Annotated in this window: 24 protein-coding genes; 7 read left to right on the top strand and 17 right to left on the bottom strand. The window is 70.0% G+C overall.

Annotated features, from left to right (window positions below; genetic code table 11):
• Positions 1 to 138 precede the first annotated feature (138 nt).
• Both AC5Y31_RS01750 and gjpA read left to right on the top strand, forming a co-directional pair.
• Positions 139 to 1,260, top strand: coding sequence for a PQQ-dependent sugar dehydrogenase (locus AC5Y31_RS01750; RefSeq protein WP_065025382.1), 1,122 nt, complete (start codon positions 139 to 141; stop codon positions 1,258 to 1,260).
• A 317-nt stretch (positions 1,261 to 1,577) separates the two neighbouring features.
• Entirely contained in the window at positions 1,578 to 2,627 is a 1,050-nt protein-coding gene (gene gjpA / locus AC5Y31_RS01745; RefSeq protein ID WP_499977585.1) for an outer membrane porin GjpA, read from the top strand.
• A gap of 278 nt (positions 2,628 to 2,905) precedes the next feature.
• Here gjpA and gatB read toward each other — a convergent pair whose 3' ends face one another.
• Positions 2,906 to 4,408, bottom strand: coding sequence for an Asp-tRNA(Asn)/Glu-tRNA(Gln) amidotransferase subunit GatB (gene gatB / locus AC5Y31_RS01740; protein WP_499977582.1), 1,503 nt, complete (start codon positions 4,406 to 4,408; stop codon positions 2,906 to 2,908).
• Between the two features lie 23 nt (positions 4,409 to 4,431).
• Positions 4,432 to 5,100, bottom strand: coding sequence for a thiaminase II (tenA, locus tag AC5Y31_RS01735; protein ID WP_301634754.1), 669 nt, complete (start codon positions 5,098 to 5,100; stop codon positions 4,432 to 4,434).
• A gap of 33 nt (positions 5,101 to 5,133) precedes the next feature.
• Here tenA and AC5Y31_RS01730 point away from each other — a divergent pair, with 33 nt between their 5' ends.
• Entirely contained in the window at positions 5,134 to 5,520 is a 387-nt protein-coding gene (locus tag AC5Y31_RS01730; protein ID WP_301634752.1) for a DUF2237 domain-containing protein, read from the top strand.
• 4 nt (positions 5,521 to 5,524) lie between these two features.
• Here the strand turns inward: AC5Y31_RS01730 and AC5Y31_RS01725 are convergent, their stop codons facing one another.
• From AC5Y31_RS01725 to gatC, 4 genes are all read right to left on the bottom strand, one after another.
• Positions 5,525 to 5,878: a hypothetical protein gene (locus tag AC5Y31_RS01725; RefSeq protein WP_499977577.1), complete on the bottom strand. Its 354-nt coding sequence runs from the start codon at positions 5,876 to 5,878 to the stop codon at positions 5,525 to 5,527.
• 105 nt (positions 5,879 to 5,983) lie between these two features.
• Positions 5,984 to 7,015, bottom strand: coding sequence for an ATP-dependent 6-phosphofructokinase (locus AC5Y31_RS01720; protein ID WP_065025409.1), 1,032 nt, complete (start codon positions 7,013 to 7,015; stop codon positions 5,984 to 5,986).
• A 97-nt stretch (positions 7,016 to 7,112) separates the two neighbouring features.
• Entirely contained in the window at positions 7,113 to 8,594 is a 1,482-nt protein-coding gene (gatA, locus tag AC5Y31_RS01715) for an Asp-tRNA(Asn)/Glu-tRNA(Gln) amidotransferase subunit GatA (RefSeq protein WP_499977575.1), read from the bottom strand.
• Entirely contained in the window at positions 8,591 to 8,890 is a 300-nt protein-coding gene (gene gatC, locus AC5Y31_RS01710) for an Asp-tRNA(Asn)/Glu-tRNA(Gln) amidotransferase subunit GatC (protein ID WP_065025388.1), read from the bottom strand. Before gatC ends, gatA begins: the two co-directional genes overlap by 4 nt.
• A gap of 39 nt (positions 8,891 to 8,929) precedes the next feature.
• Between gatC and AC5Y31_RS01705 the strand changes: the two genes are divergently transcribed.
• On the top strand, positions 8,930 to 9,595 hold the full coding sequence (locus AC5Y31_RS01705) for an ACT domain-containing protein (protein WP_499977574.1): 666 nt from the start codon (positions 8,930 to 8,932) through the stop codon (positions 9,593 to 9,595).
• Here AC5Y31_RS01705 and ligA read toward each other — a convergent pair.
• Positions 9,592 to 11,667, bottom strand: a complete 2,076-nt coding sequence (gene ligA, locus AC5Y31_RS01700; protein WP_499977572.1) for an NAD-dependent DNA ligase LigA — start codon at positions 11,665 to 11,667, stop codon at positions 9,592 to 9,594. The genes AC5Y31_RS01705 and ligA overlap by 4 nt on opposite strands.
• 214 nt (positions 11,668 to 11,881) lie before the next feature.
• Here ligA and AC5Y31_RS01695 point away from each other — a divergent pair, with 214 nt between their 5' ends.
• Positions 11,882 to 12,733, top strand: a complete 852-nt coding sequence (locus AC5Y31_RS01695; protein ID WP_499977570.1) for an EamA family transporter — start codon at positions 11,882 to 11,884, stop codon at positions 12,731 to 12,733.
• A 16-nt stretch (positions 12,734 to 12,749) separates the two neighbouring features.
• Positions 12,750 to 13,145, top strand: a complete 396-nt coding sequence (locus AC5Y31_RS01690) for an MmcQ/YjbR family DNA-binding protein (protein WP_499977566.1) — start codon at positions 12,750 to 12,752, stop codon at positions 13,143 to 13,145.
• On the opposite strand, the gene AC5Y31_RS01685 is transcribed toward AC5Y31_RS01690, so the two are convergent.
• From AC5Y31_RS01685 to AC5Y31_RS01675, 3 genes are all read right to left on the bottom strand, one after another.
• Positions 13,140 to 13,445 carry an ArsR/SmtB family transcription factor gene (locus tag AC5Y31_RS01685; RefSeq protein ID WP_109470806.1) on the bottom strand — a complete coding sequence of 102 codons (306 nt, stop codon included), beginning with the start codon at positions 13,443 to 13,445 and terminating at the stop codon, positions 13,140 to 13,142. The two genes, AC5Y31_RS01690 and AC5Y31_RS01685, sit on opposite strands and share 6 nt — an antisense overlap.
• The gene (locus tag AC5Y31_RS01680) at positions 13,442 to 13,930 is read right to left on the bottom strand and encodes an SRPBCC family protein (RefSeq protein ID WP_065025393.1); all 489 of its coding nucleotides are present in this window, start codon (positions 13,928 to 13,930) and stop codon (positions 13,442 to 13,444) included. The genes AC5Y31_RS01685 and AC5Y31_RS01680 overlap by 4 nt, the downstream gene beginning before the upstream one ends.
• Before the next feature lie 68 nt (positions 13,931 to 13,998).
• Complete coding sequence (locus AC5Y31_RS01675) at positions 13,999 to 15,012, bottom strand: uroporphyrinogen decarboxylase/cobalamine-independent methonine synthase family protein (RefSeq protein WP_499977564.1); 1,014 nt, start codon at positions 15,010 to 15,012, stop codon at positions 13,999 to 14,001.
• 94 nt (positions 15,013 to 15,106) lie between these two features.
• Between AC5Y31_RS01675 and AC5Y31_RS01670 the strand changes: the two genes are divergently transcribed.
• Entirely contained in the window at positions 15,107 to 15,682 is a 576-nt protein-coding gene (locus AC5Y31_RS01670; RefSeq protein ID WP_499978105.1) for a sensor domain-containing protein, read from the top strand.
• A 9-nt stretch (positions 15,683 to 15,691) separates the two neighbouring features.
• Here AC5Y31_RS01670 and mnmA read toward each other — a convergent pair whose 3' ends face one another.
• From mnmA to AC5Y31_RS01635, 7 genes are all read right to left on the bottom strand, one after another.
• Positions 15,692 to 16,768, bottom strand: coding sequence for a tRNA 2-thiouridine(34) synthase MnmA (mnmA, locus tag AC5Y31_RS01665; RefSeq protein ID WP_499977562.1), 1,077 nt, complete (start codon positions 16,766 to 16,768; stop codon positions 15,692 to 15,694).
• 10 nt (positions 16,769 to 16,778) lie between these two features.
• Positions 16,779 to 17,963 carry a cysteine desulfurase family protein gene (locus AC5Y31_RS01660; protein ID WP_499977561.1) on the bottom strand — a complete coding sequence of 395 codons (1,185 nt, stop codon included), beginning with the start codon at positions 17,961 to 17,963 and terminating at the stop codon, positions 16,779 to 16,781.
• Positions 17,964 to 18,012: 49 nt separating this feature from the next.
• The gene (locus tag AC5Y31_RS01655) at positions 18,013 to 18,831 is read right to left on the bottom strand and encodes a lysophospholipid acyltransferase family protein (RefSeq protein WP_499977558.1); all 819 of its coding nucleotides are present in this window, start codon (positions 18,829 to 18,831) and stop codon (positions 18,013 to 18,015) included.
• Positions 18,828 to 19,643: a GNAT family N-acetyltransferase gene (locus tag AC5Y31_RS01650; protein WP_499977555.1), complete on the bottom strand. Its 816-nt coding sequence runs from the start codon at positions 19,641 to 19,643 to the stop codon at positions 18,828 to 18,830. The genes AC5Y31_RS01655 and AC5Y31_RS01650 overlap by 4 nt, the downstream gene beginning before the upstream one ends.
• 76 nt (positions 19,644 to 19,719) lie before the next feature.
• Positions 19,720 to 20,445, bottom strand: coding sequence for an SDR family oxidoreductase (locus AC5Y31_RS01645; protein ID WP_301634732.1), 726 nt, complete (start codon positions 20,443 to 20,445; stop codon positions 19,720 to 19,722).
• Positions 20,442 to 21,185 (bottom strand): NAD(P)H-binding protein, encoded by a 744-nt coding sequence (locus tag AC5Y31_RS01640; RefSeq protein ID WP_301634730.1) that lies wholly within the window; start codon positions 21,183 to 21,185, stop codon positions 20,442 to 20,444. The genes AC5Y31_RS01645 and AC5Y31_RS01640 overlap by 4 nt, the downstream gene beginning before the upstream one ends.
• A gap of 92 nt (positions 21,186 to 21,277) precedes the next feature.
• On the bottom strand, positions 21,278 to 24,040 hold the full coding sequence (locus AC5Y31_RS01635) for an AAA family ATPase (RefSeq protein ID WP_499978104.1): 2,763 nt from the start codon (positions 24,038 to 24,040) through the stop codon (positions 21,278 to 21,280).
• Between the last annotated feature and the right edge of the window lie 3 nt (positions 24,041 to 24,043).

Raw genomic sequence — 24,043 nt, 5'->3', positions numbered from 1 at the left:
GTAAGGGCAACCCCGGCGGGATTGGGGATTTGAACGGCTTCGTTAGCGAATCGATTCCGGCCTGGTGCGGACTCGACGACACCGCGCTACAACGGGCTTCGTGGCGGACCCGGGCCCGGTGTCCGTAACCTGGCGGGCATGCGGATGCGCGGGGCGGTTCACCGGGTGCCTGTCGTGTTGGGCGCGGCCCTACTGGTTCTGACCGGTTGCGCGCACTTCGACGACGCGCAGTCCCAGCCCTTCACCACCGTGCCCCGCCGCGGGATGGCGCCCACCACGACGCCTCCGCCGCCGCCACCCCTGCCGGCCAACCCCTTCCCCAAGCAGTGCCCGGCGCCCGGGGTGATGCAGGGGTGCCTGGAGAGCACCAGCGGCCTGATCATGCACGCCGACAGCAAATCTGCGCTGGTCGCCGAGCGGACCACCGGCGCGGTCAAAGAGATCTCGCTGACCGCCGAACCCAAGGTGAAGACCGTTATCGGCGTCGACCCGGCCGGCGACGGCGGGTTGATGGACATCGTGCTGTCGCCGACCTACGCCCAGGACCGGTTGATGTACGCCTACATCAGCACCCCCACCGACAACCGGGTGATCCGGGTCGCCGACGGCGATGTGCCCAAGGACATCCTGACCGGGATCCCCAAGGGCGCGACCGGGAACACCGGCGCGCTGGTCTTCACCAGCCCCACCACCCTGGTGGTGCTGACCGGCGACGCGGGCAATCCGGCCGCGGCGGCCGACCCGGGGTCGACGGCGGGCAAGGTGCTGCGCATCGAGCAACCCACGACGATCGGCCAGGCCGCCCCCACCACCGCGCTGAGCGGGCTGGGCGCCGGCGGCGGGTTGTGCGTCGACCGCGTCGACGGCTCGCTCTACGTCACCGACCGCAGCCCAAGCGGCGACCGCCTGCAGCGCATCACCAAGGACTCCCAGGTGTCGACGGTGTGGACCTGGCCGGACAAGCCCGGCATCGCCGGGTGTGCGGCGATGGACGGCATCGTGTTGGTCAACCTGATCAACACCAAACAGACCGTCGCCGTGCGCATGGCCTCGGGTACCGGTTCGGTCACCAGCGAGCCGGAGGTCATGCGCCAGGATTCCCACGGCCACGTCTGGGCCGTCAAGATGTCGCCGGACGGCAACGTCTGGGGCGCGACGGTGAACAAGACCGCCGGCGACGCGGAGAAGCTCGACGACGTCGTGTTCCCGCTGTTCCCGTCCGGCGGCGGGTTCCCGCGCGCCAATGACGACAAGGATTGATCCGGGTCATGCATTGACCTGAGCTTGCAATAGGTCAACTCAGGCCAATCTTTGCAATTGGACGGGACAAGCGCGTCAGCGTTCGCCGGATTGCGCGAACGGCCACGGCCAGTGGCGGTCCGCAACTGCCCCAAGAGTGGACTAAAAATCGGCTTGAACTTGGATTTTGTGGGTCGACTCCAGAAACGTAGACCGTCGTCCGCCGTGTTGTTACGGCTGCGTAAAAAAAGTTCTGCGTTGACTAGTTTCCTACACTACTTTCAAGTAATGTTTCGGAAGCCGTGCGACCCGTCACAGCAATAGTAATGAGGAGACCCATGCAATACGTTGTTCGCTCACCATGGATCGTCACCGGCGCGGCGCTCATCGGCGCCGGCGCCATCGCCGCCGCCCCGGTCACCGCGCCGCTGCCGAGCCTGCCTGCCGCGCACTCATCTGCTGTGGCGCTGACGGCCGACTTCGACTTCTTCGGTGCCTGGCAGGACGTGTTCGACACCGCCAAGACCAACGCCACCACGCTGTGGGACGCCATGTCAGCGGCCCCGATGGTGGCCGGGCAGCAACTGATCGCCGACCTGATGAACGGCGTGTCCATCGATCCGCAGGCGGTCATCGATGCCATCGTGCAGCCCAGCATGGTGACCGACCTGACGATCTCACCGCTGCTGCTGAGCAACGACGCGCTTCAGGCATTGATCGCGCTGGTGATGCCGCAGTACATGCCCGACGACTTCCCCCTCAGCACCGATGAGCTCACGCCGGTTCTCTCCTTTCTGGCGTCACCGCTCAGCGGGGTGCTGATCGGCGCGCTCGGCCCGTCCATCAGCCCGCTGGTGGCGCTGAGCAACAGCATCGGCGAGATCAGCACCGCACTGTCCGGCGACAACCCGGATTGGACGGCGGCGTTGCAGGACATCGCCAACATCCCGGCCAACATGGTCGGCGGGTTCCTCAACGGGGCCACCCTCAACCTGGACGCGCTGCTGCCGACCCTGACCGAGGCCGGTCTGCTGCCCGCGGTTCTGGACGTCACCCAGCTGAGCTACACCTTCGGCGGCCTGTTGTCGCCCGGCCTCACCGGCACCGACGTCGAAGGCTTCGTGAAGGAGATCTTCGACGGCAGTTCTCCCGGCATCGGCGGCTCGATCATCAACGGACTGGGGCTGACCACCGGCCTCATGGGCTTCCCGCTGGTGGCTGAGGGCCAAGGCGTCGGGCTGCTGGGCGCGTGGCAAAGCCTGGAAGAGATCATCGCCAACGCTCTCGGCTGGGACGGCGTGGGCAATCCGCTCGACGATGTGGCCGCCGGTGGCAGCGCGGTCGGCACCGACCTGCTCGCCGACTTGGCGAGTTCGATCGGCCTGTAGGCCCGATCTCCAGCCCACGAGTGGCCCCCTCCGATCGCGGAGGGGGCCGCTTTCGTCGCCGATGTCGCGCGATCGGGTTCTCACAGAAGCTTTACCGACTGCGCCCCCGCGGCCTTAAATATCGGCTTTACCTTGGGAGTCACCTAGCGAAAAGGATGACGACACGATGTTGATCGACGTGCGGTGGTTGCAGTTCATCTTCGAGCACCGGAGCTACCAGCAAGTCCGTCACCTGCCGCAGCTCCCCGGCGCCGCCGCCGCCGGCTGAGGCGGCCGGACTACCCGCAGGCTTCCAGCACCAGTTCGCGCACCCGGGCGGCGTCGGCCTGGCCCTTGGTGGCTTTCATCACCGCGCCCACGATGGCGCCGGCGGCCTGCACTTTGCCGCCCCGGATCTTCTCGGCCACATCGCGATTGGCGGCCAGCGCCTCGTCGATCGCCGCCTGGATCACCGAGTCGTCGCGGACCACGACCAGGCCGCGGTCGGTCATCACCTGGGCCGGCTCGCCCTCCCCGGCGAGCACTCCTTCGACCACCTGGCGGGCCAGCTTGTTGGACAGCTCGCCCGACTCCACCAGCGACACCACCTCGGCGACCTGCGCCGGCGTGATCGCCAGGGCGTCGAGTTCGACACCGGCTTCGTTGGCCTTCTGCACCAGGAAGTTTCCCCACCAGGCCCGGGCCGCCTCGCTGGAGGCCCCGGCTGACACGGTGGCCGCCACCAACTCGACCGCGCCCGCATTGACCAGATCCCGCATCACCTCGTCGGAGACGCCCCACTCGTCTTGAATCTTCTTGCGGGCCAGCCACGGCAGCTCACCGATGGTGCCGCGCAGCTGCTCAACCAGCTCGGCGCTCGGCGCTACCGGCTCCAGGTCGGGCTCGGGAAAGTAGCGGTAGTCCTCAGCGGTCTCCTTGACCCGGCCCGGGCTGGTGTAACCCGCCTCGTGGAAGTGCCGGGTCTCCTGGATGACGGTGCCCCCGCCGGTCAGCACCGCGGCCTGGCGACGCATCTCGTAGCTGACCGCCACTTCGACGCTCTTGAGCGAGTTGACGTTCTTGGTCTCGGTACGGGTTCCGAATTCCGTTGTCCCGGTAGGCATCAATGACACGTTGGCGTCACAGCGCATCGACCCCTGATCCATGCGCACATCGGAGACGTCCAGGGAGCGCAGCAGATCCCGCAGCGCGGTCACATACGCCCGGGCGATCTGCGGGGCACGCTCACCGGCTCCGGTGATCGGCTTGGTGACGATCTCGATCAGGGGAACGCCGGCCCGGTTGTAGTCCACCAGGGACTCGCTGGCGCCCTCGATGCGGCCGGTGTCGCTGCCTACGTGAGTGAGCTTGCCGGTGTCCTCCTCCATGTGGGCGCGTTCGATGTCCACCCGCCACACCGACCCGTCCTCCAGCGGCACGTCCAGGTGACCGTTGAACGCGATCGGCTCGTCGTACTGAGAGATCTGGTAATTCTTCGGCTGGTCGGGATAGAAGTAGTTCTTGCGGGCGAACCGGCACCAGGAGGCAATCTCGCAGCTCAGCGCCAACCCGATCCGGATCGCCGATTCGACCGCGGCGCCGTTGAGCACCGGCAGCGAACCGGGCAGCCCCAGGCACACCGGGCACACCTGGGTGTTGGGTTCGGCGCCGAATGCGGTCGAGCACCCGCAGAACATCTTGGTGGCCGTGGACAGCTCGACGTGCACCTCCAGGCCCAGCACCGGGTCGAAGCGGGCGACGACGTCGTCGTAGTCGAGCAGTTCGGCGACAGCAGCGGTCATGGCCGAAAGTCTAGGTGACCCGATCACACCGGCCAGTCCTCCATCCGGTAGGCCGCGTCGAAGAACATCCACTCATAACGTGCGGTGGTGTGGAAATGCCGGCGCATCAGTTCCCGCTCGGCCGGCGACGCGTCCGCGCCGACCCGATCGGTGACCGCGAGCACCGCATCGACCACCTCCTGGAACTCCTGGCCGGCGTAGGTGTCGATCCAGCGTTGGAACAGCGGCTCGGGCGAGCCGTGGCGCTGCAGGTGTTCACCGACCCTGGCATAGATCCAGTAACAGGGCAGCACCGCCGCGACGGCTTCGGCGTAGGAACCGGATGCGGTGACGGCCAGCAGGTAGCTGCCGTAGGCCTGGGTGGCCGGGCCGACCGGAACCGCCGCGGCCGCGCCGGCGTCGAGCCCCAGATCGGTCAGGAGCCCGGCGTGCAGTTCGGTTTCGGCGCCGATCGCCACCCCGGCGTGCTCGGCGAACATCGTCAACTCCTCCTCGAGCGGCGCCTTGGCCGCACAGCCCGCCAGCGCCCGCGCGTAGGCCCGCAGGTAGTGGGCGTCCTGGACGATGTAGTAGCGGAATCGGTCGTGGCCCAAGGTCCCGTCGGTGAGTCCGGTGATGAACGGGTGTGCGCAGATTCGCTGATAGATCTCAGCGGCCTGGCCCCAGAGTGCGTCACGTGTGCGATTGGCCATGACCCACCGTAGCCCGCCCACTAAACTGGCCGGATGTCCGAGCGCAACGTATTGGGCGATCCGCTACAACCGTGCGGCAGTGACCCGGTCACCGGTTTCTACCGGGACGGCTGCTGTTCCTCGGGTCCGGAAGACATTGGACTGCATACCATTTGCGCGGTGGTCACCGCCGAGTTCCTCGAGCACCAGCGCTCGATCGGCAATGACCTGTCCACGCCGATGCCCGCCTATCGGTTTCCGGGCCTGGCCCCCGGTGACCGCTGGTGTGTCACCGCGGTGAATTGGCTTCGGGCGCACCGTGATGGGCGTGCAGCTCCGGTGGTGCTCGCCGCCACCCATGAACGCACCCTCGACGTGGTTCCGCTGGATGTGCTGCGCGCCTACGCCGTTGACGTGCCCGACGACCTGGGCGATATGTGATCCGCTACGAGCCGAGCACGGCGCCGATGCCGCCATTCTGTTGCTGCTGCTGACGGTGATGGACGTACCAGACGAACTGCTCGACCAGCTCGCCGTATTGGGGGCAGTCTGCCGTCACCGATCCGGCCAGCAACTGTCCGGTCTGGTCCTGGGGCAAACCGCTGGTAGCCAGGATGTGGTCGACGGCGTGTTTGACGCCCGCCAGCGTCGGCTGGTCGCTCATGAACCCACAGACCTCGCCACCGTGCTCGTCGACGTATCCGCTTACCGCGTCGCCGCTGGCGTACGCCGGGGCGGCCAGGGCCAGCCCTACCGGCACGGCGCACAGCGCCGCGGCCACCCGCGACAACTTCCCCATTCGCGCCCCCCGACATTCGTCCACCCGGTAAGCGAACCGTAGTCCGCCGAACACGCATCGACCATTCGGTGACTATTTCCCCAACAGATGATGCACAAACGCGAACTACCCGAAGAATGCCGCCGCGTCGTCATAGCGGCTCTGCGGTACGACCTTGAGCTGGCGCACCGCGTCGGCCAATGCCACCCTGCCGATCTCCTGGCCGCGCAGCGACACCATCATTCCGTACTCACCGGCGTGAGCGGCGTCGGCGGCGTTCACACCGAACCGGGTGGCCAGCACCCGGTCGTAGGCGGTCGGGGTGCCGCCGCGCTGCACATGCCCCAGCACCGTGGTGCGCACTTCTTTCTTGACCCGCCGCTCGATCTCGACGGCCAATTGCGCGGCGACCCCGGTGAACCGCTCGTGGCCGAACTCGTCGATGCCGCCGGCCCGTAGCTCCATCGATCCGGCGGCGGGTTTGGCCCCTTCGGCGACGACGCAGATGAAGTGCGACGAGCCGTGCTGGAAACGCTGCTTGACCAGCCGGCACACTTCTTCGACATCGAAGGGCTGTTCGGGAATCAACGTCATGTGCGCACCGGAGGCCAGGCCGGCATTGAGTGCGATCCAGCCGGCGTGGCGGCCCATCACCTCGACCAGCATCACCCGCTGGTGGGATTCGGCGGTCGAATGCAGCCGGTCGATGGCCTCGGTGGCGACCTCCAGGGCGGTGTCGTGCCCGAAGGTGAGATCAGTGCAATCGATGTCGTTGTCGATGGTTTTGGGCACCCCGACCACCGGCACGTTCTCCTGTGACAGCCAGTGTGCCGCGGTCAACGTGCCCTCCCCGCCGATGGGGATGAGCACGTCGATGCCGTTGTCGTCGAGGGTTGCCTTGACCTGGTCCAGGCCGGCGCGCAGCTTGTCGGGGTTCACCCGGGCCGTGCCGAGCATGGTGCCGCCCTTGGCCAGCAACCGGTCGTTGCGGTCGTCGTTGGCCAGCTGGATTCGCCGGTTCTCCAGCAGGCCGCGCCAGCCGTCCTGGAATCCCACCACCGACGAGCCGTAGCGGGAATCGCAGGTGCGCACCACCGCCCTGATCACCGCGTTCAATCCGGGGCAGTCACCGCCGCCGGTGAGGACTCCGATCCGCATGAGATCCATCTTGCCGGGCGGCTCGGTTTCCCGCGGCGAGCAGACATAAAAGCCCCCAAAAGACGGCCTTTTAGGGGGCGCTCATGTCTGCTCGCGGCTAGATCGCCGCCGGCAACTCGCCGCGGGCGGCCTCATAGGCGGCGCCCACCCGGTAGAGCCGGTCGTCGGCCAACGCCGGCGCCATGATCTGCAGGCCGACCGGCATCCCGTCGTCGCCGGAGAGGCCGCAGGGCACCGACATCCCACAGTGCCCGGCCAGGTTCAGCGGCAGCGTGCACAGGTCGAACAGGTACATCGCCAGCGGGTCGTCGACCTTCTCCCCCAACCGGAACGCCGTGCTGGGCGTGGTCGGCGAGATCAGCACGTCGACGGACTTATAGGCCTCGTCCAGATCGCGGGCGATCAGGGTGCGCACCTTCTGCGCCTGGTTGTAGTAGGCGTCGTAGTAGCCCGCCGACAGCGCGTAGGTGCCGAGCATGATGCGGCGCTTGACCTCCGGGCCGAATCCGGCCGCGCGGGTCAGCGCCATCACCTCCTCGGCGCTGTGGGTGCCGTCGTCACCGACGCGCAGCCCGAAGCGCATCGCGTCGAAGCGGGCCAGGTTGGATGACACCTCCGAGGGCAGGATCAGGTAGTAGGCGGACAGCGAGTAGTCGAAGTGCGGGCAGTCCACCTCGGAAATCTGCGCGCCCAGCGCCGTCAACTGTTCGACGGCGGCGTTGAACGACGCCAGCACGCCCGGCTGGTAGCCCTCCCCGCTGTGCAGCTGGCGCACCACCCCGATCCGCACACCCGAGAGGTCACCGCCGGCCCCGGCTTTCGCGGCGGCGACAACGTCGGGCACCGGTGCGTCCAGCGAGGTGGAATCGCGCGGGTCGTGCCCGGCGATCACCTGATGCAGCAGCGCGGTGTCGGCCACGGTGCGCGCGCACGGGCCACCCTGGTCCAGCGACGACGCGCACGCCACCAGCCCGTAGCGGCTGACGGTGCCGTAGGTGGGTTTGACGCCGACGGTGGCGGTCAGCGCGGCCGGCTGGCGAATGGAGCCGCCGGTGTCGGTGCCGATGGCCAGCGGCGCCTGGAACGCCGCCAGCGCCGCGGCGCTCCCACCGCCGGACCCGCCCGGCACCCGCTCGACATCCCACGGGTTGCGGGTCACCTGGTAGGCGGAGTTCTCCGTGGAGGAGCCCATGGCGAACTCGTCCATGTTGGTCTTGCCCAGGATCGGGATGCCGGCAGCGCGCAGCCGCGCGGTGACCGTTGCGTCGTAGGGCGCCCGCCAGCCTTCCAGGATCTTCGACCCGCAGGTGGTGGGCGCATCGACGGTGGTGAACACGTCCTTGAGCGCCAGCGGCACCCCGGCCAGCGCCGAGGGCGCCTCGCCGGCGGCGATCGCCTTATCGGCCGCCTTCGCGGCGGCCAGCGCCTCATCGGCGCCGACGTGCAGGAACGCCCCGTAGCGGTCGTCGGTGGCCGCGATCTGGTCCAGATGAGCTTGGGTGACCTCGACCGAGGACACCTCGCCGGCGGCGATCCGCGCCGCCAGGGTGGCCGCGTCGGACCGGATCAGCTCACTCACTGGCTCTCCCCCAGGATCTGCGGCACCGCGAAGCGGTTCTCGTCGGCGCGCGGCGCGGCGGCCAGCGCTTGGTCCTGGGTCAGGCCCGCGACGATCTCGTCGGGCCGGGTGACGTTGACGGCCTTGAGCGGATTGTCGGTCGCCTCCACGCCGGTGACGTCCACGGCCTGAATCGTGCTGACGTGGGTCAGGATCGCGTCGAGTTGGCCGGCGAAGCCGTCGAGTTCGACGTCAGTCAGCGCCAGCCGGGCCAGCCGGGCCAAGTGCGCTACGTCGTCACGGGAGATCTGGGACACGGCCGTCAAGCCTAGTCGGGCTGTGGAACAGTGTTCGCCGTGCCTTCCTATCTGCTGCGCGTCGAACTGGACGACCGCCCGGGCAGCCTCGGCTCGCTGGCGGTCGCCCTGGGCTCGGTGGGTGCCGACATCTTGTCGCTGGACGTCATCGAGCGTGGCAGCGGCTCGGCGATCGACGACCTGGTGGTCGAGCTACCGCCCGGATCGATGCCCGACGTGCTGATCACCGCCGCCGAACGGCTCACCGGGATACGAGTGCACAGTGTGCGCCCACACACCGGGCTGCTGGAGGCACACCGCGAACTCGAGCTCATCGACCGCGTCGCGGCCGCCGGTGACCGCCAGGCCAAACTGCAGAGGCTGGTCGACGACGCACCCCGGGTGCTGCGGGTCAGCTGGTGCGTGGTGGTGCGCGGCGAGGGATCCGCCGGGCGGTTCCGCCGGCTGGCCGGGAGTCCGGGCACCCCCGAGACCGAAGTCGGTGCGCTGCCGTGGCTGCCGATCGAGCGCGCCACCGCACTGGACAACTCCGCCGACTGGGTGCCCACGGTCTGGCGGGAGATGGACACGGCGCTGCTGGCCGCCCCGCTGGGCAACCCGCGCACCGCGGTCGTCTTGGGGCGCACCGGCGGTCCGGCGTTCCTGCCGGCCGAAGTGGCGCGGCTGGGCTATCTGGCCGGGATCGTCGCGACCCTGCTGCGCTAATCCGTTGTCTCGGCCGGCCCTTCGGCCAGCAACCTGGCGAAGCCCTCTTCGTCGAGGATCGGCACGCCGAGTTCGACGGCCTTGTCGTACTTCGACCCCGGCGCGTCACCGGCGACGAGGTAGGCGGTCTTCTTCGACACCGATCCGGCCGCCCGGCCGCCGCGCGCGATGATGGCCTCCTTGGCCTCATCGCGGGAGAAGCCGGTCAGTGAACCGGTCACGACGATGCTCAAGCCCTCCAGCGTGCGTTCGATGCTCGCGTCGCGCTCGTCGGCCATCCGCACCCCGGCCGCCCGCCACTTGTCGACGATCGCGCGGTGCCAGTCGACGTCGAACCATTCGGTGACCGCGGTAGCGATGGTGGGCCCGACGCCCTCGACGGCCGCCAGCTGCTCGGTGGACGCCGCGGTGATCGCCTCCAGGCTGCCGAACTCGGTGGCCAGCGCCCGGGCCGCGGTCGGACCGACGTGGCGGATCGACAACGCCACCAGCACCCGCCACAGCGGTTGGGATTTGGCCTTGTCGAGGTTGGCCAGCAGTTGCCGGCCGTTCTTGGACAGCACACCGCCCTTGATGGTGAACAAGTCGGTGCGCAGCAGGTCGTCTTCGGTGAGGGTGAACAGATCGCCCTCGTCGGTGATGACGCCGGCGCTCAGCAGCGCGATCGCCGCCTCGTACCCGAGGGCCTCGATGTCGAAGGCGCCGCGTCCGGCGACGTGGAACACCCGCTCGCGCAGCTGCGCCGGGCAGGACCGGGCATTGGGGCAGCGGATGTCGACGTCGGCCTCTTTGGCCGGCGCCAGCAGGGTTCCGCATTCCGGGCAATGAGTAGGCATGACGAATTCGCGTTCGGTGCCGTCGCGCAGGTCGACGACCGGCCCGAGCACCTCGGGGATCACGTCGCCGGCCTTGCGGATGATCACGGTGTCGCCGATCAGCACCCCTTTGCGTTTGACCTCCGAGGCGTTGTGCAGCGTGGCCAGCCCCACCGTGGAGCCAGCCACCTTGACCGGGGTCATGTAGGCGAACGGGGTGACCCGGCCGGTGCGCCCGACGCTGACCCGGATGTCGACCAGCGTGGTCTGCGCCTCCTCCGGCGGGTACTTGTAGGCCACCGCCCAGCGCGGTACCCGCGAGGTGGCGCCGAGCCGGCGCTGCAGCGCCCGGTCGTCGACTTTGACGACCACGCCGTCGATTTCGTGTTCGACGTCGTGGCGGTGCTCGCCCCAGTAGGTGATGCGTTCGGCCACCGCGGCCATGCCTTCGACGCGGGCGGTGTGGGCCGAGACCGGCAGGCCCCAGGCCTTCATGGCGGCGTAGGCCTCGTGCAGGGTGGCCGGGTTGAACCCCTCGGCGTAGCCCAGGCCGTGGCAGACCATCCGCAGGTTGCGCCGGGCGGTGATGGCCGGGTTCTTCTGCCGCAGTGAGCCGGCCGCGCTGTTGCGGGGATTGGCGAACGGCGCCTTGCCCTCGGCGACCAGTCCGGCGTTGAGGGTTTCGAAGTCCTCCAGCCGGAAGTACACCTCGCCGCGCACCTCCAGCACCGCCGGGATCGGGAATTCGCTATCGGCGGTGAGGAATTCGGGGATGTCGGCGATGGTGCGCGCGTTGAGCGTCACGTCCTCGCCGACCCGGCCGTCACCGCGGGTGGCCCCGCTGCTCAGTCGGCCGTCGCGATACACCAGCCCGAGCGCCACCCCGTCGACCTTGAGCTCGCACAGATAGCTGGTGTCGCCGCCGATCTCACCGGCGACCCGGCCCGCCCAGGCGGTCAGCTCATCGGGTGAGAACACGTCCTCGAGCGATAGCATCCGCTCCAGGTGTTCGGCGGGCGCGAACTCGGTGGTGAACCCGGCCCCGCCCACCAGCTGGGTGGGCGAATCGGCGGCACGCAGCTCAGGGTGCGCGTCCTCGAGCGCGAGCAGCCGGTTGAACAGTTCGTCGAACTCACTGTCGGGGATGATCGGCGCGTCTTTGACGTAGTAGCGGAACTGGTGCTCGCGCACCTCTTCGGCCAGGTCGTGCCACTGCCGCCGAATCTCAGGGGTGACGCTGTCCGCTTGTGGGCTCACTCCCGCAGGTTATCCGGTTCGGCCTCCGCCGGAGTTTCGGCGCAGGGTGATTCTTGCCCCGTCCGCCCGCTGGCCAGCGCCGGGAAAACCGAACAGACCCGAACCGTTCACGGGCTGTACACCGCCAGTGGTTAATCTGCGCCATGCGTAAGCCATCGTGAGAGAGCTTGCTCACCACCGCGGGAACTGACCTCACCAGGAGCACCGAGCAAGCATGGCCTCTTCAAGCCCCTCGCTGGCGTTGCTGTCGGCCGCCGGCTTCGGCGTCACCGACTTCGTCGGCGGCGTGGCCGCGCGCCAGGTCACCGCGCTGCGGGTGATCCTGATCTCCACGCCGGTGTCGATGGTGCTGATCGGCGGCTTGGCCGTACTGTGCGGCGGCTCGGTGACCGCCAACGCGGTGATCTACGGGGCACTGGGCGGGATCAGCCAGGCGGTCGGTATCTGGTGGTTCTTCTCGGCGCTGGCCGCCGGGCCGATATCGGTGGTGTCGCCCCTGGCCGCCCTGGTCGACGCGAGCGTCCCGATCGGTTTCGGGTTCCTCTCCGGTGAGCGACCCAGCCCGGTCGCCACGGCCGGCATCGCACTGGCACTGATGGCCGTGCTGCTGATCAGCCGGGAGGCCACCGGCGGGAGACCCGCACCGCACCGCTTCACCTACAAGGTGGCCTGGCTGACGATCGCCTCCGGATTCGCGCTCGGACTCAACTTCGTGTGCATCGACCACACCGAGCTGCAGTCGCGACTCTGGCCGCTGCTGTTCGCCCGCGCCGCGGCGACCGTGCTGGTGGTGGTGCTGGCCACGGCCACCCGCAACGCGGCGCCGCCGTCGGGAGCCCCGCTGCGGCTGGCGCTGATCGCCGGCGTGCTGGACACCGGGGCCAACGTGACGATGGTGCTGACGTTGCACACCTCGCTGCTGTCGCTGGGCAGCGTGCTCATCTCGCTGTATCCGGCGGCAACGGTGGTGCTGGCGGTCGTGGTGTTGCGCGAGCGGGTTCATCGCTGGCAGGTCGTCGGCATGGTGCTCGCGGCCGCCGCGGTGGCGATGATCACCACCGGCTGAGGCTTAGCCTGGATGCGTGCCGCACCCGATCATGTTCCACGACGACGACCCGGGCCTGGCGGGCCTGCGCCGCATCGCCTTGGGCTTTCCCGAGGCGTCCGAGAAGATCTCGCACGGCCGCCCGGTGTTCTGCGCGCCGAAGATATTCGCGGTCTTCGGCGGCAGCGCCAAGATCGACGGCACGATGGTGCGCTACCCCCACTCGTTACTGGTCAAGGTCGAGGAATCCGAGCGGCGCGCCCTCGAGCAGGACAACCGGTTCTTCTATCCGATGTATCTGGGTCCGTCAGGCTGGTTGGGACTGGATTTCGACGCGACCCAGGTGGATTGGGATGAGGTCGGCGAACTGGTCGACGCCTCGTTTCGGCTGACCGCGTCCTCGCGGTTGATCCGGCTGCTCGACGGGCTATGACTCGACGTGGGCGCGCAACCGGTCGATGGTGGCGTCCCAGCGCCGCGACAGCGCGGCGAGGTAGTCACCGGCTTCGGCCAGCGGCCGGGTCTGCACCTCCCAGATGCGTTCCCGGCCGCGGCGGGCGCTGTTGACCAGGCCCACCGACTCCAGCAGTTGCAGATGTTTCGTGGCGGCCTGCCGCGTCACCGGGACCACCTGGGCGACTTGGGAAGTCGAGCAGGGACCGCCCTCGCACAGCCGCTTGACGATGAGCAACCGGTTGGGGTCTCCGAGCGCGCCGAAGACCGGGGCCGTCACGCCGGCCGGCCCAGCGCCAGGTACTTGCGCACCAACTCCGCCTGGTGCGCCCAACCGCCGGAGTTCGCCTCGAACGCGCCGGAGCGCCGAGCCTCCGGCAGCGCGTCGAAGCCGCTCTCGACGATGGTGAGGTGCACCCCGTCGGCCGTTTCAGCGAGGGTGAACTCCACCAGGGTGGTCGGTTCGTCCTCGGCGTCAGCCTCACCGGCGCATGGATGCCAGCGGTAGGCGAACCGTCGCCGCGGTTCCACCGCGACGATCTGCCATGTCGTTCGGTTGCCCGCGTGCGGTTCCTGCAGTCGGGCGACCTCCTCGTCGACGGTCGTCGGGGTGATCGTCGCCGTCACCGAACTGCCGGCGACGAAGGGTCCGTCGATCCGTACGCCGAACCACTGCCCGAATTCCGCGGGGTCGCTGATCGCCTGCCACACCCGGTCCAGCGATGCCCGCAACAGGACCTGCTTCTCAATCCGATCCGTACTCATGCGCAACCTCCTGGTTGCATATGAGTAGAACAGATGCTCGTTCGACATGCAACCCTACGGTTGCGTGACTACACCGCCTCCGGATCCTGCGCCAGCGCCGCGCCGGCGCGGCCCACCAGCCCGAGCGCGGTACGCGCCCACTTCGCGGTGGCACCCGCCATCCCACACACCGGGCTGACGCCGACCCGCTCGCCCAGCACCGAGCGCGCAAAACCGATCCGGTCGGTGATCGCGGCCGCCGCGGCGGCAAGTTCCTCCACCGACGGGCGTCGCGCCGGCGCGACCGCCGGGAGCAATCCCAGCACCACGGTGCGGCCGGCATCGACGAACGCGCCGATCGCGTCGTAGTCGGCCGGCCCCAATGCGGTGGCGTCCAGCGATACCGCCGCGATGCTGCTGCGCTGCAACACGGTCCACGGCAGCCCCGCCGCGCAGCTGTGCACCAGGACCTCGCCGCCCACCGTCTCGGCGCAGCCGTCGAGCAGCGCCGTGGCCACCGCTTCATCGATGGCGGGCACCGGGCTCAGGGCGGTCACCCCGGCCAGCCGGCCGGTCACGGCCGCGGCCAGGGACGGCTCGTCGAGCTGCACGACCACCGAGGTGTCGAGCTGGCGGGACAAGTCGGCCCGATGCATCTTCAGGCCCTCGCCCAGCGACGCGGCCAGGTCCCGGACCGCGCCGGGGTCGGTGATGGCCCGGTGCCCGTTAGCCAGCTCCACCTCGGCGGCCAGCGTCAGCGGCCCGGGCGCCTGCAGCTTGACCGGCTGCCCGCTACCGCGCAGGCCGGCGATCTCCCAGGCTTCTTCGAGGGCATCGGTGTCCTCGCCGAGCAGGCTGACCGCGCGCCGGCTCACCGCGCCGGGCCGCGCGGCCAGCCGGTAGCCGCGCGGGGCGGTGTCGAGGGCGATGTCGACCAGCAGTGCGCCGGCCCGGCCGATCAGATCGGCACCCACCCCGCGGCCGGGCAGCTCGACCAGGTGGGCCAGGCTGCCGCCCAGCTCCCCCACCACCACCTCGGCGGCCTGGCGCGCGGAGGTACCCGGCCAGGAGCCGATGCCGGTGCCGGTGGCGAAAACACTCACCCGGGAACCGTACCGGCGGGCTAACCTTCGACGAGTGAGGACCTCGCGGCTGCTGCCGTTGTGCGCAGTCGCGGCGCTGCTGGGGTGCACCCGGATGGTGGATGGTGCCGGCCTCCTACCGCCGACGCAGATTCCAGGCCGCCTGCCACCCGACGGGGTCGAGATCAGCAAGATCTTGCTCGACAACTTCCGGATGCGCGGGATCACCGGCGCCGGTGAGGAATTGACGATTATCCCGTCGATGGACACCACCTCGCCGGTCGACATCGACGACCTCGCCGCGACGCTCCCTCCACCGTGCCGCTACATCTACGCCGAGAACACGGTGTTCGGCCGGGAGTTCGCCCAGTTCCGCAAGATCACCTACCAGTACCCGCCCAAGGGGGCGTTGATCTCCGAGGGCGCCGCCGTCTACCCCGACCCGGATGCCGCCCGGAACGCATTCGACGCCCTCATCGGCACCGTCGCCGAGTGCGCCGACAGTTCGGCCGGCCCGGGCCTGGTCGGCGACTGGGCCGCCGACCAGCAGGCGCTACACACCCGTGCCGGCAACTGCGGCCGTTCTTATCTGCTTAAATCGGTTGCGCTGCTGGAGGTCACCCATTGCGGCTTCTCGGATTCGGTCGCCGATCTGGTGGTGACGAACATGGCGGCCGGGGTCCCCGGTTAGAGCGGTGGCTCAGTCTCCGGTGCCGGCGATGGTGGCGCTGGCGATCACTTCGTCGCCGCGCGCGTCCGGGCGGTAGCAGGCCAGGGTCTGGCCGCGGGCCACACCGCGCAGCGGCTCCCGCAGCCGCACCCGCAGTTCGTGGCCGACCGGTTCGGCGATCGCGCCGACGGTCTCGCCGTGGGCGCGCACCTGCACCTCGCACTCGACGGGGCCCTCCCACCCGCGCCCCGAGGTGAACACCGGCGTCCGCCCGGTCAGCTCCAGCACGTCCAGGTCGGCGGCGGCACCCACGGTGACGGTAGCGGTGGCGGCGTCGATGCCGGTCACATATCGCGGCCGGCCGTCCGGTCCGGGCCCCGCGATGCCCAGGCCCTTGCGCTGGCCGATGGTGAAGCCGTGCACCCCGTCGTGTTCGGCCAGCACCGTCCCGCCGGCGTCGACGACGGCGCCGGGCCGCACCCCGATATGGCTGCCCAGGAAGGTGCGGGTGTCGCCGGTCGGGATGAAGCAGATGTCGTGGCTGTCGGGTTTGCTGGCCACCGCCAGGCCGCGTTCGGCGGCTTCGGCGCGGATCTCCGGCTTGGGGGTGTCACCGATCGGGAACGCCGCGTGGCTCAGTTGTTCGGCGGTCAGCACCGCCAGCACATAGGACTGGTCCTTGTCGGCGTCGACCGCGCGGCGCAGCCGGCCGTCGGCGAGTCGGGCGTAGTGACCGGTGGCCACCATGTCGAAGCCGAGCGCCACGGCGCGAGCGGCCACCGCGGAGAACTTGATCTTCTCGTTGCAACGCACGCACGGGTTCGGGGTCTCGCCGCGGGCATAGGATTCGACGAAGTCGTCGATCACCTCTGCTTGGAACTGCTCGGAGAAGTCCCACACGTAGAACGGGATGCCCAGCACGTCGGCGACCCGGCGGGCGTCGTCGGAGTCCTCCCGCGAGCAGCAGCCCCGCGAGCCGGTGCGCAGCGTGCCCGGGTTGCGCGACAGCGCCAGGTGCACGCCGACCACGTCGTGGCCGGCGTCGACCATGCGGGCCGCGGCGACCGACGAATCCACCCCGCCGCTCATGGCGGCGACAACCTTCATGTGGCTACCTTCATCGCGGCACCCCCGCGGCAGCCAGCATGGCCTGGCGGGCCCGTTCCACGGCGCCGGGCAGCACCGCCAGCACCGCGTCCACGTCGGCCTCGACGCTGGTGTGCCCCAACGACAATCGCAGCGAGCCGCGCGCGGCGACCGGGTCGGCGCCCATCGCGGTCAGGACATGCGACGGGCGCGCCACCCCGGAAGTACACGCCGAACCGGTGGAGCATTCGATCCCGTTGGCGTCCAACAGCATCAGCAAGGAGTCGCCTTCGCAGCCGGCGAAGGTGAAGTGTGCGTTGCCCGGCAGCCGGTCGGTGCGCGACCCGTTGACGCAGGTGTCGTCGATCGCCGCGAGCACCCCGTCGATGAGGCGGTCGCGCAGGCCCGCCACCCGGTCGGCAGTGACCTCGCACGAGCCCACCGCGATCTGCAGCGCGGTGGCCATCCCGACCGCACCGGCGACATCGGGTGTGCCCGAGCGGATGTCACGTTCCTGACCGCCGCCGTGCATCAGCGGGACACACGTCACGTCGCGGCGCACCAGCAGCGCGCCGACCCCGCACGGACCACCGAACTTGTGGGCGGTCAGGCTCAGCGCCGACAGCCCGCTGGTTTGGAAGTCGACCGGCAGCTGCCCGACGGCCTGCACCGCGTCGGAGTGCATGGGCACCCCGAATTCCGCTGCGACTGCGGACAGTTCGGTGATCGGCAGCACCGTGCCGACCTCGTTGTTGGCCCACATCACCGATATCAGCGCGACATCGTCAGCACGGCCGGCGTCCAATTCCGCGCGCAGCGCGGCCGCTGACACCGAACCGTCGGCCTCGGTGGGCAGCCAGGTGATCTCGGCGCCCTCGTGCTCGGCGAGCCAGCTGACCGAGTCGAGCACGGCGTGGTGTTCGACCTCAGTGGTGATGATCCGGCGCCGGCGCGGCTCGGCGTCCCGGCGGGCCCAGTAGATGCCCTTGAGCGCCAGGTTGTCGCCGTCGGTGCCGCCGGCGGTGAACACCACCTCCGACGGGCGGGCCCCCAGCTGCGCGGCGATGGACTCTCGGGACTCCTCCATCCGGCGGCGTGCGGCGCGGCCGGCCGCGTGCAGCGACGAGGCGTTGCCGACACCGCTCATGACAGCCGTCATCGCCTCGATGGCCTCGGGGTACATCGGGGTGGTGGCGGCGTGATCCAGATAGACCATGACCCGCCCAGAATACCGGGCACTTCGAGGCACCCGACCAGCCATGCTTTCAGCAGAAGATGCAGGCCTGGCGGCTTGGCTGCGCCCGGCAACTTACTGAGGCCTGACAGCGGGCGGCCAGCTCACGCCGATCGGACCCCGGCAGCTGCAAGGACGCCACGTGCACCCGCGCAACGGTGCGCCGTGCGGTGATCAAGCGCCGCATCGAGGCCACCAGGGTGTCGTCACCGACGAACGCGGGCAGGGTCGAGCGCGACCCGTCGGCGTGGTGGTAGCTGAGCCGCAGCGGCTGCACCGGCCGCGATGCGTCCACGGCGGCCTGGAACATCGCCGGGTAGTACCTGCCGTGGGCGCGCCCGCACCAGGTGGTGCCCTCCGGGAACGCCACGACGATGCGGCCCGCCCGCAACCTGGCCGTCACCGCGTCGACGACCGCCGGCAGCCCGCGCAGGCTGTGCCGGTCGATCGGGATGATCCGCAGCAGGCGGGCCAGCGCCCCGATGCCGGGCCAGCTGATCAGGTCGGCGCGGGCCACGAACGTGCCCGGCGACACCGCGCCGACGACGAACACGTCCAGCCAGGAGGTGTGTGCACTGACCACCAGCATGCCGGGCAGGTTGCGTACCGGCCCGCCTGTCGTGGTCACCCGCACCCCGAAGCAGCGCAGCACCAGCCGGCAGCAGCCGCGCTGGAACCGCACCCGGCCCGGTAGCGGCACGGCCAGCAGTGGCAGCACCGGTATCAGCAGTAGCACCAGGGCCAGCCGGGCCGCCACCACCGCCGGGGAAACTCGCTCGGCGGCGCCGTGCACGCACGCCGGCGTGCAGAATCCCCGCGGCGCCCAGGGGTGCACGACGGCCCGGGTCACGCTTCGGGGGTGTCGGCGGCTGTCGCAGCCATCGAGCGCAGCCGGCGCAGATACCGGGTGTCTGCCTCGCTTCGGCACAGCAGCGCCGGGAAGTCCGCCACCCCGAAGGCGGGGTCGTGAGCCGGTTCGCCGCAGATCCGCGCCCCCAGCCGCAGATAGCCGCGCAGCAGCGGCGGCAGGACCGGTCGCGCCGGCGGGGTGATCTCGTCGAGGCTCTTGCCGCCGAGCACCACCGGCCGATACGGCCTCACTCGGTGCGGGGAGGCGTGACGGCGCCGCACGAAGTCACGGACGCCGCGGATCTGGCTGCCGGGCGCACCCTCGCCGTGAACGGGCACCGACACGCAGCCGGTGATGTAGTCGTACTCGTAGCGGTCCAAATAGGCCAGGATCCCGGCCCACATCAACAGCACGACGGCACCGTTGCGGTGCCCCGGGCGTACCACCGCCCGGCCCATCTCGACCAGCGACGGTCGCAGCGGATCCAGCGAGCTGACATCGAATTCGCTTGCACTGTAAAGACCTCCGGCGGCGATGGCACCGGTCGGGGGCAGCATCCGGTAGCAGCCGACCAGCGCGCCGGAGGTGTCGTCGCGCACCAGCAGGTGATCGCAGTAGTCGTCGAACCGGTCGGCGTCGCGGCCGTCGGCACTGTGCGGCAGCGCGAACCCCGGCTCGGTGCTGAACACTTCGTAGCGCAGCCGCTGCGCGACTTCGATCAGCGCAGGATCCGTCGATACCAGCAGCGAGTATCGCGGGGTGTTGTCGGTGGTGGTGGGGTCGGGGGCGATGAGTACAGAACCAGTGCTCACACCCGGTACGGTCGCGCAGTCATGCGGCGTAAAGGCAATCACCGCATGACAGGTCGGTGCACGCTCGGTGACGAATTCAGGCGGCGGCACCACCGCCGTCGGCGTGCAGGGTCGATCCGGTGATGAAACTGGACCTCGGTGAGGCGAGAAACAGCACCGCTTCGGCGATCTCGGCCGCGTGTGCGGTGCGGCCGAGCGGAAGCGCCCGGCCCAGTTCGTCGTTGACCTCGCCCCATTCGGCGACCACCCCCTCGGTGGCGGTGGGGCCGGGCGCGACGCTGTTCACCCGCACCCCGTGCGGCCCGAATTCGGCGGCCCAGGTGCGGGTCAGCGATTCCAGCGCGGCTTTGGACGCGCTGTAGCTCGACGCCCCCGGCACACCCTTGAAGGCGACCATGCTGGTGACGTTGACGATGCTGCCGTGTCCTCGCCGCATCATTCCGGGCGCCAGCGCGGCGACCAGGAAGTAGGCGCCGCGCACGTTGGTGTCGAACGTCGACTCGAAGGACGTGACGTCCTGTTCGACGGTCAGCGCGCCCGGGAAGCTCGCGGCGTTGTTGACCACGATGTCGACCTCACCGCAGTGCCGGACAAGGGCTCTCACCGATTCGAGGTCGGACAGGTCGGCGGCCACGAACCGCACACCGGAACCGAGTTCGGCGACCGCCGCCGCGCCGCGCTGCGCCGAACGGCCGGTGATGATGACCGCGGCGCCGTGCCGCGCCAGCAGCCGCGCGGACTCGAGCCCGATGCCCGCGGTCCCGCCGGTCACCAGCGCGGTCTGGCCCGCGAGGTCGTTCACTGGCTCGCCAGCCAGTCCGCCAGCCGGGTCTGGGCCAGCGTCGCGTCGGGGCCGGTGACCAACCCGGTGTCGCCGACCTTGGTGCCGAAATAGACGGCCGCCGGGTCGACGACGATCGGCAGGGACTCGCCCCGGTGCGCCAGCGCCGCCGCGGCCAGCTCGGCGAAGGTCATCTTCTCCGGGCCGCCGACGTCGACGATCCCGTCGACCGGCGCCGCCTGGGCGGCGCGGGCCACCGCGGCGGCCACGTCCGCGCCGGCGATCGGCTGGATCAGGCCTTCGGGGGCCCGCACCACCCCGTCGACGGTCAGCGACGCGGTGATCGCGTCGGCGAACTCGTGGAACTGGGTGGCGCGCACGATCGTGTACGGCAACCCGGATTCGGCGATGATCCGTTCCTGGGCGACCTTGGCCCGCATGTAGCCGCTGTCGGGCAGGGCGTCGCAGCCCACGATCGACAGCGCCACGTAGTGGCTGACATCGGCCTGGCGGGCCGCGGTCACCTGGTTGGTCGTCGAGCGGGTGAAGAAGTCCAACACCGGGTCGTCGTCGAAGTTCGGTGAGTTCACCACGTCGACCAGCACGTCGGCACCCGACAGTGCCTCGGCCAGGCCCTCGCCGGTGAGGACGTCCGCGCCGGTGTTGCGCGAGGCGGCCACCGGCTCGTGCCCGGCGGCGGCCAGCAGCGAGACCACTTTCGTGCCGATCTGACCGCTGGCGCCCATCACGGTGATTTTCATGTCGTTCCGCCCTTCCGTTGGCCGACTGTGTCTCGTCCACACTGGCACCGGCAAGGCGATGGGTGTACCCCGGAAAGTCCGTAGTCTGTCCGTCACCGCCACGGGGTGTCGCGCAGCTGGCGGCGCGAGCGGATGGCCAGCTTGGCGAACACCTTGCGCAGGTGCCATTCCACGGTGTGCGCGCTGATGAATAACTGGGCGGCGATTTCGGTATTGGTCAGTCCCGCCCCGGCCAGTTCGGCGATCTGCTGCTCCTGGGCGGTCAACGCATCCCCCGCGCCGGCCGGGCGCTTGCCGGCCTTCTGGCCGGTGGCCTGCAGTTCCCGGCGGCTGCGGTCGGCGAACGCCCGGGCGCCCATCCGGGCGAACGCCTCGTGCGCGGTCCGCAGCTGGGCACGGGCGTCGGTGCGACGGTTCTCCCGGCGCAGCCATTCGCCGTACAGCAGGTGGGTGCGCGCGAGTTGGACGGCGATACGCGTGCGACCCAGTCGCTCGATCGCCTCGCGGTAGAGGCTCTCCGCGGTGTCGCCACCGCTGAGCAGCGCCGCCGAGCGGGCGCGCATCCCGTGCGCCCAGTCGGTTCCGGCGGCCTGGGTTCGTTCACCGAGCTGCTCCAGCGCGTCGGCGGCCACATCCGGCCGGTCGCTCCGGACGGCCGCCTCCACCAATTCCACCAGGTTCCACCCGTATAGCCCCAGGTCCTCGTATTCACAGGCCCGGACCAGCAGCTCACACGCCGCCTGATAGTGCCCCAGCCCGTTGTGCAGCACCGCGCCGGCGTACCCCGCCAGCCCGGTCACCCGTCCCTCACCGCGAGCGACCCCGTCGCGCATGGCGGTATCGAGCAGTCGGGTGCTCTCCGCTTCGTCACCGACCCACGCCGCCAACGCCAGCTCGTGATAGCGCAATGGGGCCTGGCCGGCGGCAGCCGAGAGGGCGCCGGCCTCGGCCAGCAATGCCTGCGCCGACGCGAACTCGCCGGACTGGATGTGCAGGCCGGCGCGGGTCGTCAGCGCCGTCGGCAGCATCGCCAGCGCACCGGTGTCGGTCGCGACCCGTACCGCGTCCGTGGCGATCCGGTACCACGATTCGTCGTCCCAAGCATCGTGCACGGCCGCTTCGTATCCGACCGGAAACGCCTGCCAGGACCAGCTTGTCGGGGTCAGCGCGGCGACAGCGGCACGCAACAGCGGCACGCCGGCAACGCTTCCCGCGCTGATTCGGGTGTTCAAGGCCCGCAACAACAGTTCGGCCGGTCGAATCGGGTGGTCCGCAGCCGAGCCGGCGGCCAGCGCGGCGGTGACGTGCGGGCGCACATCGGCCCCGAACTGCCGGCCGGCGTACATCGCGGAGCTGACCGCTTCCAACAGGGTCTCCTGCGCCATTGCGGCATCCAGCGGTTCCAAAGTGCTTGCGGCGCGAAAGAATTGGTGGACCGAATCCACCAGCGCCAGTGCATCACCGCTACCGCGGCCGCGGGTGAACGCCAGTTGCGCGCGCATGCGTGCCAGCCGGGCCCGTTGCAGCGCATCCAACGGCGCCAGTTCGGCGGTGGCCAGCAGCTCACCGGCGGCGTCGAATTCAGCGGCGGCTCGCTTGGCTTCGGCGGCGTCGAGTGCACGCGATCCCCGCCGGTGGGCATCGGGGGTGAGTTCGGTGGCACGGGCCAAAAACGCTGCCACGGCCGCGGTTCCGCCCCTGATCGCGGCTCTGCCGGCGGATTGTTGCAGCTCCGCGGCGACGGCTTCGTCGGGCTCGGCGGCAGCGTGCGCGCGATGCCAGGCCCGGCGGTCGGGATCGTGCGCCGGGTCGGTTGCCGCGGCCAACACACGGTGTGCGTCTCGGCGATCGTCGCCGGTCGCCGCGCGGTAGACCGCGGAGCGCACCAGCGGATGCCGGAATCGCACGTGCGCCGCCACATCGACCAGCCCCGCCTCCTGCGCCGCTGTCAGGGCCGCCGCGGACAGGCCCAGCTCCGCGGCGGCGCGCAGCAACAACGCGGCGTCACCCACCGGTTCGGCGGCAGCCACCAGCAGCAACCGCTGGGTTTCGTCGGGCAGCGACCGGACCTGTTCGAGGAAGTGCTGTTCGATCTGGCCGGCGACCGGCTGGACGTCGGGCCGGTAGTAGCCGCCGGCCAATTCGGCGGCGGACAGGCCGCGGGGCAGCTCCAGCAGCGCCAGCGGATTACCGTGCGTTTCGGCGACGATCCGGTCGCGCACCTGAGCATCGATGCGCCCGGGCAACGCCGATTCCAGCAGCTCCCGGGCGTCGGCCTCGCCGAGCCCGCGCAACACCAGCCGGGGCAGGCCGGTCAGCGCATCGACCCGCTCGCGCAGCCCGAACACCAGCGCCACCGGTTCGGCCTGCAGGCGGCGCGCCACGAACCCCAACGTCTGCGCCGTCACCTGGTCCAGCCACTGGGCATCGTCGACCAGACACAGCACCGGGCGCTCACCGGCGGCCGCGGCAAGCAGGCCCAGTGCCGCGAGCCCGACCAGAAAGCGGTCCGGTGCCGGACCCGAACGCAGTCCGAAGGCGATCTGCAGCGCCTCGTGTTGCGGTTCGGGAAGCGCGCCGGCGCACTCCATCAACGGGGCGCACAGCTGCTGCAGGCCGGCGAAGGCCAGTTCCATGTCGGACTCCACCCCGGCCGTTCCGATCACCCGGAACCCGGTCGCACGCTCGGTGAGGTAACCCAGCAGCGCGGTTTTGCCGATGCCGGGCTCACCCCGCAGGACGAGCGCCTGGCCGTTGCCGTCGCGGGCTCGTGCGAGAAGGTCCTGCAGTTGCGCGCATTCGGCATCCCGGCCGGTGAGTCCGTGCTCCCGCCGAGCAGACGCGAAAGCCCCCATTCC

The organism is Mycobacterium sp. NGS18, assembly GCF_059813185.1.
This window is presented reverse-complemented; position numbering and strand designations above follow the sequence as displayed.